Here is a 13,334-nt window from a genome sequence, read left to right as displayed (position 1 = left end):
AATGAAACTGATCACCTTCGACAACGGCCGGGTCGGCCGCCTCGAACTCGAGGAGGGGACCGTCATCGAGCTCGATGTGCCCTCGACCCGCGAGTACTTCGAGCGCGGCGGGCAGGTCGCCGAGACGGGCGAGCGGCTGCGATTCGCCGACGTGCGGCTGGAGGCGCCCATCCGCCCCAAGAAGTTCTTCCACACGGCCGGCAACTTCGCCGACCACCACAACGAGCTCGCGGCCGTCGACTGGTCGCACCCCGTGCACAAGGGCATCGTGTTCTTCCAGAACGTCGACGCCATCATCGGACCGGACGACGCCATCGTGTACCCGGAGGGACTCACCCGGGAGCTCGACTACGAGCTCGAACTCGCGATCATCATCGGCAAATCGGGCAAGTTCTTCGGCCCCGACGAGGCGGTCGACTACATCGCCGGGTTCACGGTCTTCAACGACATCACGGCGCGCGACATCCAGCGCAAGGAGATGGAGTCGGGCGTGTTCTCGTTCAGCAAGGGAATCGACACCTTCTGCCCGATCGGCCCCTGGATCGTCACCGCCGACGAGGTGCCCGACATGCACGAACTGCCCATGCAGCTGCGGGTCAACGGCGAGGTGCGCCAGCAGGGCAACACCAACCAGACCCGCATCGCCTTCCCGCACCTCGTCGCGTACCACTCGCCGCAGATCTACAGCGCCGGCGACATCATCACTACCGGAACGATCTCCGGTGTCGCCGCCGTGCAGCCCAACCCATTCGACTTCTACCTGAAGCCGGGCGACCGGATCGAGGCCGAGATCACCGGCATCGGAACGCTGCGCAACCACGTCGTCGGCTGGGAAGAGGCCTACGGCGAGCCCGCCCCGCAGCGGGTCGACTGGTGAGGTTCGCCGCACTCGCCGGGCGCGCGGTCGTCGTGGTGGGAGACCGCGCGCTCGACGTGCACCGGCACAGCGCGGGGCGATTCGGCCCCGACCCGCAGGCGCTGTTCGAGGAGTGGGATGCGGTGGTCGAGTGGGCGGCGGGGGCACGGTCAGCCGTCGACCCGGCCGACCTCGACCCCCTCGATCCCGAGCGCCTCGGGGCACCGGTGCCCCGTCCCCGCCAGGTCTTCGCGATCGGCGTCAACTACACCGAGCACGCGGCGGAGGCCGGCTACCCCTCGGACTCGGTGCCGGTGACCTTCACCAAGTTCCCGAGTTGCATCGTGGGGCCCGACCACGTGGTGGAGCTACCGAGCGAGAGCGTGGACTGGGAGATCGAACTCGTGGTGGCGATCGCGCGCACCGCGCACCGCGTCTCCGCCGCAGACGCCTGGTCGCACGTCGCGGGGGTCACCATCGGGCAGGACCTCTCCGAGCGCGTCATCCAGATGGTCGGCACCAAGCCGCAATTCAGCCTGGGCAAGTCATTCCCTGGGTTCGGACCGACGGGACCCTGGCTCGTCACCCCCGACGAACTGCCCGACCGCGACGACCTCGAACTGCGCTGCGAGCTCGACGGGGAGCGCGTGCAGACCGGCCGCACCTCGCAGATGATCTACACGGTGCCGCAGCTGATCGAGCGACTCTCCGCCGTGGTGCCGCTGCTGCCGGGCGATCTCATCTTCACCGGAACGCCCTCGGGCATCGGCAACGCGCGCACGCCCAAGCGGTTCCTCCAGCCGGAGGAGCGGCTGACGAGCGCGATCGACGGAATCGGCGTGCTCGAGACGCGCTTTCGGCGGGCGTGACAGTGCGGCGAAGGCGCTGCTGACCGCACCGCACCGCACCGCACCGCGCGGCGAGGGCGGGGCCCGACGCAGGGGCGCGATGGGGCGCCGGCGCGCCGCTCAGGCCCGGCTGGCGAGCCGCGCCTGGAACCCGGGCGAGCCGGCCTCGCTGAGCACCCGCTGCACCTTCGACGACACCTGCGGGTAGTCGTCGACGACCTCGGGTTCCCGCGAGAGCGCGAACAGCCGCTGGTAGTAGCGCAGGGGCGCGAGGCCGAAGCGACGCAGGATCTCCGCGTCCTTGCCCGGGCCGGGCTCGGGGTACCGCTCTTCGAATTCGACGAGGGCGCGATCATCCGGCTGCATGTCCTCATACTGACGGACACGAGGGGTACAGCGCCCGCTCCAAAACGGGGGGTCATGCGGCCCGCTAGGGAAGCAGGTGTCCCCCGGCCGTGAACAGTCGGTACCACTCCGGGCGGGTGAGGCGCAGCTCGGAGCCGGCCGCCGAGTCCCGCACCCGCTGCGGGTTGGTGGTGCCGAGCACCACCTGCATGGTCGCGGGGTGACGGGTGATCCAGGCGACCGCGATCGCCGTGGGGGTCACGCCGTAGGCGGCGGCGATCTCGTCGAGGGCGTCGTTGAGCGGGCCGTAGTTCTCCCGGTCGCCGAGGAACACGCCGTCGAAGAAGCCCTTCTGGAAGGGCGACCACGCCTGCAGCGTGATGTCGTGCAGGCGGGCGTAGTCGAGGATGCCATTGTCGCGGTCGATCGACTGGTCGAGACCCGCCATGTTGCTGGCGATGCCCGCGGCGATCATCGGCGAGTGCGTGATGCTCAGCTGCACCTGGTTGAAGGCGAGCGGCTGGCGCACCGAGCGCTTGAGCAGTTCGACCTGCGCGGGCGTCTGGTTGGAGACGCCGAAGTGACGCACCTTGCCCGCCGCGTGCAGCTCGTCGAACGCCGCGGCGACCTCGTCGGGCTCGACCAGGGTGTCGGGGCGGTGCAGGAGGAGGGTGTCGAGGTAGTCGGTGCGCAGGGCGGCGAGCGAGGCATCCACCGACTCCAGGATGTGCTCGCGCGAGAAGTCCCAGAACCCGTCGCGGATCCCGACCTTCGACTGGATGACCACCGCCTCCCGCTCCGCCGGCGACAGGGTGACCGCGTCGCCGAAGCGCCGCTCGCAGCCGTGGTCGCCCCCGTACACGTCGGCGTGGTCGAACACGGTGATGCCCTCGTCGAGCGCGGTGCGCACGAGCGTGCGGATCTCCTCGTCGTCGAGGTCTCCGATCCGCATGAGCCCGAGGACGATGTTCGACACGGTGAGGTCGGTGTGGGGAGCGATGAAAGTCTTCATCCGCTGATTATCCCCCCGCGCGTGACGGCCCGCGCGGCGGGACGATGCGCGCGGGCCCGCGCATGCGTCACCACCCGTTAACCCACCTCACCTAGGATCGAGCCCATGAGCACCAAACCCGTCGTCCTGTTCGTCTGCATCCACAACGCGGGGCGCTCGCAGATGGCGGCCGGCTACCTCACGGCGATGTCCGGCGGGGAGATCGAGGTGCGCTCCGGCGGCTCCGAGCCCGGCGACCAGATCAACCCCGTCGCGATCCAGGCGATGGCCGAGGAGGGCATCGACATCTCCCAGGGCGTGCCGCAGCTCATGACCACCGAGCAGGTGCGCGACTCCGACGTTGTGATCACGATGGGCTGCGGTGACGTGTGCCCGATCTTCCCCGGCAAGCGCTATGAGGACTGGGAGCTCGTCGATCCGGCCGGCAAGGGCATTGACGAGGTGCGCCCGATCCGCGACGACATCAAGCGCCGGGTCGAGGCGCTGCTCGCGGAGCTGCGCTCGGCCTGAGCCCGGGCATCCCCCGGCGGGCGGCTCGCCCGCTCGCGCCCGTTGGCGAGGCGGGGGCGGCTCGCGCTTGTCGGCGGGGCGGGGCAGGATGGAGTCATGTGCGGACGCTTCGTGGTCAACGAGCGCCTCACCCTGCCCGGGCTCTTCGAGCCGGATGACCTGACGCCCAACTACAACGTCGCTCCCACGACGCCGATCGCGCTCGCGCGGCAGCGGCACGGCACCCGCGAGATCACGCGGGCGCACTGGGGATTCGTGCCGCCGTGGGCCACCTCGATGAAGCAGCGGCCGCAGCCCATCAACGCCCGCATCGAGACGGTGAGCAGCTCGGGGATGTTCCGCAAAGCGTTCGCGAGCGGCCGGTGCATCATCCCCGCTTCGGGTTACTACGAGTGGACCATCACCGAGACGGGCAAGCAGCCGCACTACATCTTCGACCCCGACAACGCGCTCGCGATGGCGGGGATCGTCACCGCGTGGCGCGACCCGGCCAAGACGGAGGACGACGAGACCCGCTGGGTGCTCTCGACCGCCATCATCACGCGCGACGCGCACGTCGCCCCCGGCGAGGTCCACGACCGGATGCCCGCCTGCCTCACCCCGGACGCCTACCACGACTGGCTCTCCCCCGAGCTCGACACCGCCTCCGCACTGGCCATCCTCGACCGCGAGTCCCTCGAGGTCGCCCACCGGCTCACCCACTACGAGGTCAGCCGCGACGTCAACAGCGTGCGCAACAACGGACCGCAGTTGCTCCGCCCGCTGCCCGCGGACCCGGCGTGACGCAGCGCTGGGGCCGGGTGCTCCGCGGCCTCTGCGCCTCGGGACTCGCGGTCTTCGTCGCGGCCTTCGCCCACGTCGCGGGCGGCGGGTCGACCCCCGGGCTCGCCGGTGTCGCCCTGGCTCTCGCGCTCTCGGGGCTGGCGGGCGTCGCGATCGCCGGTCGGGCGCTCTCCCGCCTGCGCCTCAGCGCCACCGTGCTGCTCAGCCAGCTCGCCTTCCACGCGCTCTTCGGGATCGGCGCGGTGGAACTGGGCATCGGCGCGGCGCGACTGGACGCGGGCGCGGTGCAGTCAGGAGTCGGCCCGAGCGCGGCCGTCGATGCCATGGGCATGCCCGGAATGCCGGGGCACGCTGCGGCGAGCGCCGGGGCGGTCGGCACGGTCATCCCGCCGCTCGGTGGGGGCGCCGTGATGTGGGCGGCCCACGCGCTGGCCGCGCTGCTCACGATCGCCGCCCTCGTGTGGGGAGAGCGGGCGGTTCGCTCCCTCGGGCGCAGCGCCGCCCTCGCGGTCAGCCGCGCCCTGCGGTTCGCGGGTCTGCGGGCAACGACCCTTTCGGCGGATGCCCACCCGCACGCCACCCACCCGCAGCACCCGGTCGCCGCCGCGGTGCTGCTCTCCGCGCTGCGACACCGCGGACCTCCCGCCGCGATCGGCGCCCCCGGCTGACCCGAGCGACGGGTGCCGGGCGCGCACGTGCACGCCCACCCCCTCACCCGTTACGAAGGACAGTTATGACCACCCACTCCCCCGCGCGCCGCCGCGCCGCGCTCGCCCTCGGCACCACCGCCGCCGTCGCCCTGCTCGTGCTCGGCGCCCCACTCGCCGCCAGCGCCCACGTCGCCGTCTCCCCCGACACGGCGACGCCCGGCAGCGACGTCGCCATCACCTTCCGCGTGCCCAACGAGTCCGCGACCGCACGGACCGTCCGGGTCGAGATCGACCTGCCCACCGCAACCCCCTTCGCCGGCGCCGAGTACGACCCGGTCGCCGGATGGTCGGCGCGGGTCACGACCGCCACCCTCCCCACTCCGCTCAGCAGCGACGGCGTGCAGGTCACCGAGGCCCCCCGCGCGATCGTCTTCACGGCGGCCGCGGGCGGCGGAATCGCCGACGGACAGTTCCAGGAGTTCTCCCTCGCCCTCGACCTCGTGCCGACTACGGGCCGGGTGCTCCTGCCGGTCACCCAGACCTACTCCGATGGCACCGTCGTGCGCTGGGATCAGCCCACCCCGGCCTCGGGCGCGGAACCCGACCACCCCGCGCCGACGCTGTACATCACAGACGCACCGCCCAGCGGTGACCACGCGGCGACCGCGGGCGACGGCGGGCCGACGATCGCGGCGCACGGGGAGGCGGCAGCCGGCGCCGGGGTGAGCGACCCGACGGCGGTCATCCTCGCCTCGGCCGGTCTCGCGATCGCGGTCGTCGCCCTCGTCGTCGCTCTCTTCGCGTACCTGAGGCCGCGCGGCCGCGCCTCCGGGCCGTCGTCCCGCCCTCAGGCCTCGGGCAGCTCGTCGTCGAGTTCGGGCAGCGGGTCGCCGAGCGACGCGTCGATGTAGGCGAGCAGAGCGCGGCCGTAGGCGTCGGCGGCGTCGGGCGCGGTGTAGCTGCGCTCCTCGCCGTCGACCACGGCGCTGACCGTGAACGCGTCGCCGGTGCGGACGAGCGAGCGGAACGTGCCACGCAGGAGCTCGCGCAATTGCGCCTCGCTGGGCATCCACAGGGCGTCGTGAATGTCGACCGAGTCGAGCGCCCACTCGGTGGTGCCGTTGAAGCCGAGCACGGTGCCAGTGGAGAACTCGTGCGCCTCGACCGTCATGTCGCTGAGGATGAAGATGTCGCCGTCGACCTCCACCCGGTCGATGCGGAAGGCGTCACCGGCGGCCGGGTGCCAGACCAGCCCCGAGTCGCGGAGTGCGCGGGCGAGCTCGGTCGAGATCATGTGCCCAGCCTAAGCCGAGTAGCGGATTCCCCAACTGGCGACCCAGTTCTCGCCACTACCCAGCCACTTGAGCGACTGCCCCGAGTTGAAGGCGTCGGCGGGCGCGGTCATCGGCTCGATCGCGACCCCCGTCGTGAAGCCGCCGCCGATGCGCGGGAAGATGCGCGTGGTGAAAACCTGCACGTAGGGGAAGTTCTCGTCCTGCCAGAGTCCGACCCAGCGGCCATCCGGTGCGGTGAGGGTCGCGGTGACCTGGTCGACCGGCACGACGGCGCCGAAGGCGTCATCGAGGTTGACCTCGCTCACCTTCCGGCCGCTGCGCAGGTCGTACTTGCTGCCGGTGACCGGGATCTCGTCGCCCACGTTGAGGCGCTCGTCCACCGGGAACCGGGTGGAGCCGTGCACCGTGAGGGTCAGCTGCTCGGTGTCGACATCGCCGATCTGGAAGAAGGGGTGCGTGCCGATCGCGACGGGCGCGTCGGAGGCGGACTCGTTGGTGATCGAGTGGGTGACGCGCAGGCCGTCGTCGACGAGCTCGTAGGTGACGGTCGTGTCGAGCTGGAAGGGATAGCCGTGCTGGGGGAAGACGACGGCGCCGAGCGTGACCGAGCTCTCGGTGCGCGAGACGAGTCGATAGGCGGTGTTGCGGAGCAGACCGTGGATGGCGTTGTTGCGCTCCACCTCGGTGATGTCGAGCTGCTGGAGGTCACCGCCCAGGCGCCACTTGCCGTCCCGCACCCGATTGGGCCAGGGCACGAGCACGATCCCGCAGCCGAAGGCGGGTGAGCGCCCCTCGTCGTAGGGCTGGGTGAGGTCGATCCCGCCGATGCGGAGGGTGCGGATGGAGGCGGCGACCTCCGTGATGATGGCCTCCGCCGCACCGAGCGGCGTGGAGCGGGTCAGGACGTACTGTTCACCGGTGGGAGCGCGCATCCGCCCAGCCTACTGCGGCCCGGTGGCGGCGACGATGACCTCGAGACCGTGCTCGCGGAGCCCGCGGACCGCGCCCCGTGGGGCCTCGCCGCCGGTCACCAGCAGCTCGAAATCCGAGAGCGGGCCGATCAGGCCGAGGTGCGCCTGACCCAGCTTGCTGCCGTCTGCGATGAGCACGCGCCGCTTGGAGGATTGCACCATGCGGCGCTTCACCTCGGCCTCGGGGTAGTTCACATTGGTCACGCCGCGCACGAGGTCGACCCCGTTGCAGCCGATCAACGCGAGGTCGGCGTGCACCTGCTCCAGAAACTCCGAGGCGCCCGGGTTCACGAGCGAGTGCTGCAGCGGGCGCAGTGTTCCGCCGGTCAGCACGACCGTGAAGCGCGGCATCGCAGGTTCCAGCGCGAGCGCGATCGACAGCCCATTGGTGATGATCGAGAGCTCATCGAGATCGGTGCGCGCGACGAGCGCCTGCGCCACGGCGAGCGCGGTCGAGCCGACGTCGAGCAGGATGCTCTGCCCCGGCGTCACGAGGGCCGCCGCCGCCGCCCCGATCGCCCGTTTGGCGGCGCTCTCCCGGGCGAGCGACTGTTCGAGGGCCGACTCCGGGGCGGACGCGGGAGTCGGCGCGGTCGCGTCGCCGTCGCCACCGCGCGGCATCGCCCCGCCGTGGGTGCGCATGACGAGTCCCGACTCCTCGAGTGCGGTGAGGTCGGCGCGAATGGTCACCTCACTGACCTCGAAGAGGCGGCTCGCGTCGGCAACGCGCAGGAATCCGCGCTCCCGCACGAGGGCGTGGAGGGCGTCGCGGCGGGTGTCGGCGCGTTCCATATCCTGAGTTTAAATATTTACGATACCGAAAGTCAATTCTTTCGGTATCGTAATCGCATGACCACGAGCGGAATCGTCAAACGGGCCACCACGCTGGCAGACGGACGAGAACTCATCTACTTCGACGACGCCGACACGACGTTGCCCCCCGAGCGCAAGGCGGATGCCCGCACGCTCGATCCCCGCCCCGCCACCGCCGTGATGCGCCAGGACGTGCTCACCGGCGAGTGGATCTCCGTCGCCGCCGCGCGACAGAATCGCGTCTTCCTGCCGCCCGCCGATCAGGACCCGCTCGCGCCGGCCACCGCGGCGAACCCCTCGGAGATCCCCGACCAGTACGACGTCGCCGTGTTCGAGAACCGGTCGCCGAGCTTCGGCCCCGACCTCGCCGGCGCCGACGGCGCTCCCCCGAGCCTCGCGGCGCTCGGCGAGATCGATCTCGGCCGCCGCTACACCTCGGTGGGTCGCTGCGAGGTAGTCTGCTTCAGCCCCGCGACCACCGGGTCGTTCGGCACCCAGACCCCGTCGCGGGCGCGCACGGTGATCGAAGCGTGGGCCGACCGCACCGCAGCGCTCTCCGCGCTCCCGGGCGTGCAGCAGGTCTTCCCCTTCGAGAATCGCGGCGAGGAGATCGGCGTCACCCTCCACCACCCCCACGGCCAGATCTACTCCTACCCCTACATCACGCCGAAGACGACGCGCCTGCTCGCGTCGATCGAGCGGGTGGGACCGGACCTCTTCCAGCGCATCCTCGACTTCGAGCGCGGCTCGGAGCGGGTCATCCTGAGCGGTGAGCACTGGACCGCCTTCGTGCCGTTCGCCGCCCGCTGGCCGATCGAGGTGCACATGCTCCCGCACCGCCAGGTGCCCGACTTCGCGGCCACGAGCGACGCCGAGCGCGATGAGCTCTCCACCCTGTACCTGCGACTGCTGCGCGGCATCGACATGCTCTACGACACCCCGACCCCGTACATCGCGGCCTGGCACCAGGCACCCGTGAACGTCGGGCGCGACACCGTGCGGCTCATGCTGCAGCTGACCTCACCGAGGCGTGCCGCCACCAAACTCAAGTACCTCGCCGGCTCCGAGACGGCGATGGGCGCCTTCATCGGGGACGTCACCCCCGAGGCCTCCGCCGCATTCATCCGCGAGGGTCTCGCCCGACTCGACCAGGAGCAGTAATGACCGACATCCGCGACGACGTCGCCGCCACCTTCAGCGAGCTCTACGGCTACGCCCCCGCCGGACTGTGGTCGGCCCCCGGGCGCGTCAACCTCATCGGCGAGCACACCGACTACAACGAGGGCTTCGTGCTGCCCTTCGCGATCAACCGCCGCACCGTGCTCGCGCTCGGCCTCCGCGACGACTCGCGCATCCGTGTCGGGAGTGCCTTCGCCGACGAGATCGCCGAAATCGACCTCGCCGAGCTGAGCCCGGAGCGGCTGAGCGGCTGGTCTGCTTATCCGCTCGGCGTCGCCTGGGCGCTCGGCGAGCACGGCGCAGACCTCGCGGCCGTGCCCGGCGTCGACATCTACATCGAGTCGGCCGTTCCCGTCGGCGCGGGGTTGTCGTCCTCCGCCGCGATCGAGAGCGCGGTCGCCGTCGCGCTCAACGACGTCTGGCAGCTCGGCTTCGACCGCCCGACGCTCGCCCGGGTCGGCCAGCTCGCCGAGAACAAGGCCGTCGGGGCGCCCACCGGCATCATGGACCAGTCGGCCTCCCTGCTCGGCCAGCAGGACGCCGCCGTATTCCTCGACTGCCGCAGCCTCGAGGCGCAGGTCGTGCCGCTCGGCTTCGACGAGGCGGGCCTCCAGCTGCTCATCATCGACACGGGGGTCAGCCACTCGCACGCCACCGGCGGCTACGCCGCGCGCCGCGCATCCTGCGAGAGGGGGGCAGCCGTCCTGGGCGTCGCCGCCCTGCGCGACCTGACGGTCGACGACCTGCCGCGTGCACAGCAGCTGCTCGACGACGAGACCTTCCGGCGCGTGCGCCACGTCGTCACCGAAGACCAGCGCGTGCTCGACACCGTGCGGGCGCTGCGCGACGAGGGCCCGACCGCCATCGGCGAACTGCTCGACGCCTCGCATCGCTCCATGCGCGACGACTTCGAGATCTCGGTGCCCGAGCTCGACCTCGCCGTCGAGACGGCCCAGGCCAACGGCGCGGTCGGCGCGCGGATGACCGGCGGCGGCTTCGGCGGTGCAGCGATCGCGCTCGTGCCCGCCAGCGGCGTCTCGCGCATCCAGGTCGCCATCGACGGTGCGTTCGCGGAGCACGGTTTCGCGCAGCCGACGATGTTCGTCGTCACGGCGTCCACCGGGGCGACCCGGGAATAGCGCGGGGTCGCGCGCTGGGCGGCGGCCCGCGCGCTGGGCGGCGGTCCGCGCGTGAGGCAGGTCGCGTGCGCGGCCGGGGTGACCCGCCCGCTCTCGCACCCCGCCCGCTACACTCGCGTCGTGATGATCCCTCGACGTTTCGGGGTGCGCGCGGCGCGCATCCTGCTGAGTGCCGCGACGGCCGCCCTCGCCGCGGCCGCACTCGCGATCGGCCCGGCCACGGCCGCCACCGCCAACGCCCCCGCCGGCACCCGCGGCCCCGTGGCCGTAAACGCCCCCGCTCTCGCAGGCACGCGCGGCGCCGCCGCCGGCGTTCGGGCAGACACGAGCGACTTCCGCTTCTCGGCCTTCACCGCCGACTACTACCTGAGCCTCGATGCCGAGGGCCACGCGAGCCTGAAGACGGTGGAGACGCTCACCGCGGTCTTCCCGGAGTCCGACCAGAACAAGGGCATCGAGCGCGCGATCCCCGACTACTACCGAGGGATCCGGCTGCAGACGCACATCGTCTCCGTTGCGGACTCGCTCGGCGCGAAGGAGCCGTACTCGATCGACGACGACGGCCAATTCACGACGGTCTCGACCGGCACCGAGGACTACGTGCACGGCAGCGTCACGTACACGATCGTCTACACGCAGACGGACGTCGCGGGGCCGTTCGCCGACACGGGCGACGACGAGTTCTACTGGGACGTCAACGGAACCGGCTGGGATCAGCCGTTCGCGCGGGTCACCGCGCGCGTGCACGTCGCGGCGGCGATCGCGGGCGCGCTCACCGGGCAGAACGCGTGCTACCACGGCGCCGAGGGGGCGACCGATCGCTGCTCGATCACGAGCGCGCCCGATGCGGGTGCCGGCGCGGGAGCAGGTGCGGGAGCGGGAGCCGGCGCGGCGGCCGGGGCGGGGGCGTCACCCAGCGCGGGGGCGTCACCCGGAGCGGGGGCGTCACCCGGAGCGGGTGCCGGGACGGGTGCCGGGACGATGATTCCCGCGCCGACCCCCACTCGCGCGGGCACGCCGACCGTCATCACCGCTGCGTATGGTCCGTTGGAGCCGCAGAAGACGCTGACAGTGGCGGTCGGGTTCGCGCCGGGGACGTTCATCCAGTCGCAGCCCGACCCGAACGCGGGCGGCGACGGGGGCGCCCCGGCACCGGAGCCGGGCGTGACGACCCTGACGACGCCGCTGTGGTCGGACATCCTCGGCGGCGTGTTCCTCGCGCTGGGTCTCGGTGGCGGCGTCGCAGGTCTCCTGCTGCGCGTGCTCACCGGCCCGCGCAACGCGCGCGGACGCGGCATCATCGTTCCGCAGTACACCGTGCCGGCGGGGCTCGACCTGCTGGAGGCGGCCGATCTGGTCGGTCGGAGTTCGAGCGGCGTCTCGGCGCTCATCGTGAGCCTCGCGGTGCGCGGCAACCTCCGCATTCTCGACCACGCGGCGGGGGAGCGCGGCGCGGACTACTCGGTGCAGCTCGTGCACGCGAGCGACGTCGACGCCACCGAGAAGGTCGCGCTGGAGATCCTCTTCGGCGTGTCACTCACGCCCGGCACGGTGCGCGAGCTGGAGGCGAACAGCGAGATGGCGGGTCAGTTCGCCCAGCTGCGCTCCCTCGTGACCGAGGCGGCGGTCACCCACGGGTTCCGGCGCCGGGCGCACATGCGGGTGGGCGTGCTCGTCTCGATCGGCCTCTTCGTGCTGTTCCTCATCGAGCTCGTGGCCACCATCACCGGGGCCGCCGTGGTGCACGCCATGAGTCAGTGGAGCCTGTTCGCGCTCGTGGCCACCTTCGTCGCCGCCGTTCTCGTGCTCGCGACCGCCTACCGGCGCCCGGTGCTGACCGAGGCCGGGGCCAAGCAGCGCGACTACCTGCTCGGCATGCGCGATTACCTGCGGCTCGCGGAGGCCGACCGCTTCCGGGTGCTGCAGAGCCCCGAGGGGGCCGAGCGGGTGGATGTGGGCGACAACGCCGCGGTCGTGAAGCTCTACGAGAAGCTGCTGCCCTTCGCCGTACTGTGGGGCGTCGAGCGGGAGTGGGCGGGCGAACTCGCCGTGCGATACCAGCAGGATGCGGCACCCGAGTGGTTCGCCACGAGCGGCACCTTCAACTCGATGCTGTTCACCCAGGCCCTCGCGAGCCTCCCCGCCGCCGTCAGCGCGAGCATGACGCCGCCCGCCAGCACGTCGTCCTGGTCGTCGAGCGGCGGGGGAAGCTCCTTCGGCGGCTCATCGGGCGGCGGCTTCGCCGGCGGCGGGGGCGGCGGAGGTGGTGGGGGCGGGCGCTAGGGCGCGAGCAGCCCGCGCACCGACGCGGGCACGGGGATGCCCTCGCGCAGGTCGAACGTCGGAATCGCCTCCGCGAACCCCTTCCGCATCGGCAGCACACCGGCCCACGCCGGTCCGGCGACGTCTGCGTCGTCATCCTCGGGCCACCCGTCGGATACCCGATACGACCACTCCTCCACGCCGAGCCGGAGGAGCAGTGTCGCCGCGAGTTCCTTGCTGCGATGCGGTCGAAGCTCCGAGACGCGGCCCGGGATGAGCGCCTCGGTGATGCGGTCGAGGGCCGCTGCCTTCTCGACGGGGTCGACGGGCGCGCAGCGGCCGAACAGCACCGCGCTGCGGTAGTGCATCGACGACTCGAACGCGGAGCGGGCGACCACGAGGGCATCGACGGCCGTCACCGCGACCGACACCGGCACTCCCGTTGCCAGGAGGCGCAACCAGGGCGACCCGGTGGAGCCGTGGAGCAGCACGTCGTCGCCGTCCGCCACGATCGCGATCGGCATCACGCGGGGCGCACCCTCGTGCACGAAGGCGACGTGGCCCACGCGGGCGTCGGCGATGAGGCGGGTGACGCCGGCGCGGTCATCCCGCATCTTCTCGGGCATGCGGGTGGGGCTGGTGCGGGCGGTCGCGCTCATGCAAGAACGCTA

General features: G+C 71.7%; 15 protein-coding genes. 9 read left to right on the top strand and 6 right to left on the bottom strand.

The annotated features are described in order from the left end of the window. The first annotated feature begins 1 nt into the window (after position 1). Positions 2 to 877: a fumarylacetoacetate hydrolase family protein gene (locus G3T37_RS12965; RefSeq protein ID WP_163474312.1), complete on the top strand. Its 876-nt coding sequence runs from the start codon at positions 2 to 4 to the stop codon at positions 875 to 877. Continuing rightward, positions 874 to 1,725 carry a fumarylacetoacetate hydrolase family protein gene (locus G3T37_RS12960; protein ID WP_163474311.1) on the top strand — a complete coding sequence of 284 codons (852 nt, stop codon included), beginning with the start codon at positions 874 to 876 and terminating at the stop codon, positions 1,723 to 1,725. The genes G3T37_RS12965 and G3T37_RS12960 overlap by 4 nt, the downstream gene beginning before the upstream one ends. A 99-nt stretch (positions 1,726 to 1,824) precedes the next feature. On the opposite strand, the gene G3T37_RS12955 is transcribed toward G3T37_RS12960, so the two are convergent. Continuing rightward, a complete protein-coding gene (locus G3T37_RS12955; protein ID WP_163474310.1) occupies positions 1,825 to 2,070 on the bottom strand; it encodes a DUF3263 domain-containing protein in 246 nt (81 codons plus the stop codon). Positions 2,071 to 2,134: 64 nt separating this feature from the next. Continuing rightward, complete coding sequence (locus tag G3T37_RS12950) at positions 2,135 to 3,061, bottom strand: aldo/keto reductase (protein WP_163474309.1); 927 nt, start codon at positions 3,059 to 3,061, stop codon at positions 2,135 to 2,137. A 105-nt stretch (positions 3,062 to 3,166) separates the two neighbouring features. Here G3T37_RS12950 and G3T37_RS12945 point away from each other — a divergent pair, with 105 nt between their 5' ends. From G3T37_RS12945 to G3T37_RS12930, 4 genes are all read left to right on the top strand, one after another. Next, on the top strand, positions 3,167 to 3,571 hold the full coding sequence (locus G3T37_RS12945) for an arsenate reductase ArsC (RefSeq protein WP_163474308.1): 405 nt from the start codon (positions 3,167 to 3,169) through the stop codon (positions 3,569 to 3,571). 96 nt (positions 3,572 to 3,667) lie between these two features. Then, the gene (locus G3T37_RS12940) at positions 3,668 to 4,354 is read left to right on the top strand and encodes an SOS response-associated peptidase (protein ID WP_163474307.1); all 687 of its coding nucleotides are present in this window, start codon (positions 3,668 to 3,670) and stop codon (positions 4,352 to 4,354) included. Continuing rightward, positions 4,351 to 5,022 carry a hypothetical protein gene (locus tag G3T37_RS12935; RefSeq protein ID WP_163474306.1) on the top strand — a complete coding sequence of 224 codons (672 nt, stop codon included), beginning with the start codon at positions 4,351 to 4,353 and terminating at the stop codon, positions 5,020 to 5,022. Before G3T37_RS12940 ends, G3T37_RS12935 begins: the two co-directional genes overlap by 4 nt. A 65-nt stretch (positions 5,023 to 5,087) precedes the next feature. Then, positions 5,088 to 5,915, top strand: coding sequence for a YcnI family copper-binding membrane protein (locus G3T37_RS12930; RefSeq protein WP_163474305.1), 828 nt, complete (start codon positions 5,088 to 5,090; stop codon positions 5,913 to 5,915). On the opposite strand, the gene G3T37_RS12925 is transcribed toward G3T37_RS12930, so the two are convergent. From G3T37_RS12925 to G3T37_RS12915, 3 genes are read right to left on the bottom strand one after another with little or no spacing between them, the layout of a single operon-like run. After that, entirely contained in the window at positions 5,852 to 6,298 is a 447-nt protein-coding gene (locus G3T37_RS12925; RefSeq protein WP_163474304.1) for a pilus assembly protein CpaE, read from the bottom strand. The two genes, G3T37_RS12930 and G3T37_RS12925, sit on opposite strands and share 64 nt — an antisense overlap. Positions 6,299 to 6,307: 9 nt before the next feature. Next, positions 6,308 to 7,231, bottom strand: coding sequence for an aldose 1-epimerase family protein (locus G3T37_RS12920; protein WP_163474303.1), 924 nt, complete (start codon positions 7,229 to 7,231; stop codon positions 6,308 to 6,310). Positions 7,232 to 7,240: 9 nt separating this feature from the next. Beyond that, positions 7,241 to 8,062 (bottom strand): DeoR/GlpR family DNA-binding transcription regulator, encoded by an 822-nt coding sequence (locus tag G3T37_RS12915; protein ID WP_163474302.1) that lies wholly within the window; start codon positions 8,060 to 8,062, stop codon positions 7,241 to 7,243. Positions 8,063 to 8,119: 57 nt separating this feature from the next. Between G3T37_RS12915 and G3T37_RS12910 the strand changes: the two genes are divergently transcribed. The 3 genes from G3T37_RS12910 to G3T37_RS12900 all read left to right on the top strand — a co-directional run bounded on the left by G3T37_RS12910 (position 8,120) and on the right by G3T37_RS12900 (position 12,684). Then, the gene (locus G3T37_RS12910; RefSeq protein WP_163474301.1) at positions 8,120 to 9,244 is read left to right on the top strand and encodes a galactose-1-phosphate uridylyltransferase; all 1,125 of its coding nucleotides are present in this window, start codon (positions 8,120 to 8,122) and stop codon (positions 9,242 to 9,244) included. After that, positions 9,244 to 10,401: a galactokinase gene (galK, locus tag G3T37_RS12905; RefSeq protein WP_163474300.1), complete on the top strand. Its 1,158-nt coding sequence runs from the start codon at positions 9,244 to 9,246 to the stop codon at positions 10,399 to 10,401. Before G3T37_RS12910 ends, galK begins: the two co-directional genes overlap by 1 nt. A gap of 123 nt (positions 10,402 to 10,524) precedes the next feature. After that, positions 10,525 to 12,684, top strand: a complete 2,160-nt coding sequence (locus G3T37_RS12900) for a DUF2207 family protein (protein WP_194241623.1) — start codon at positions 10,525 to 10,527, stop codon at positions 12,682 to 12,684. On the opposite strand, the gene G3T37_RS12890 is transcribed toward G3T37_RS12900, so the two are convergent. After that, a complete protein-coding gene (locus tag G3T37_RS12890) occupies positions 12,681 to 13,322 on the bottom strand; it encodes a pyridoxamine 5'-phosphate oxidase family protein (RefSeq protein WP_241732427.1) in 642 nt (213 codons plus the stop codon). The genes G3T37_RS12900 and G3T37_RS12890 overlap by 4 nt on opposite strands. Positions 13,323 to 13,334 lie beyond the last annotated feature (12 nt).

Origin of the sequence: Galbitalea soli (assembly GCF_010686725.1) — a bacterium.
Lineage (GTDB): Bacteria > Actinomycetota > Actinomycetes > Actinomycetales > Microbacteriaceae > Galbitalea > Galbitalea soli.
The sequence above is the reverse complement of the archived record's forward strand: the minus strand, read 5'-3'. Positions and strand labels throughout refer to the sequence as shown.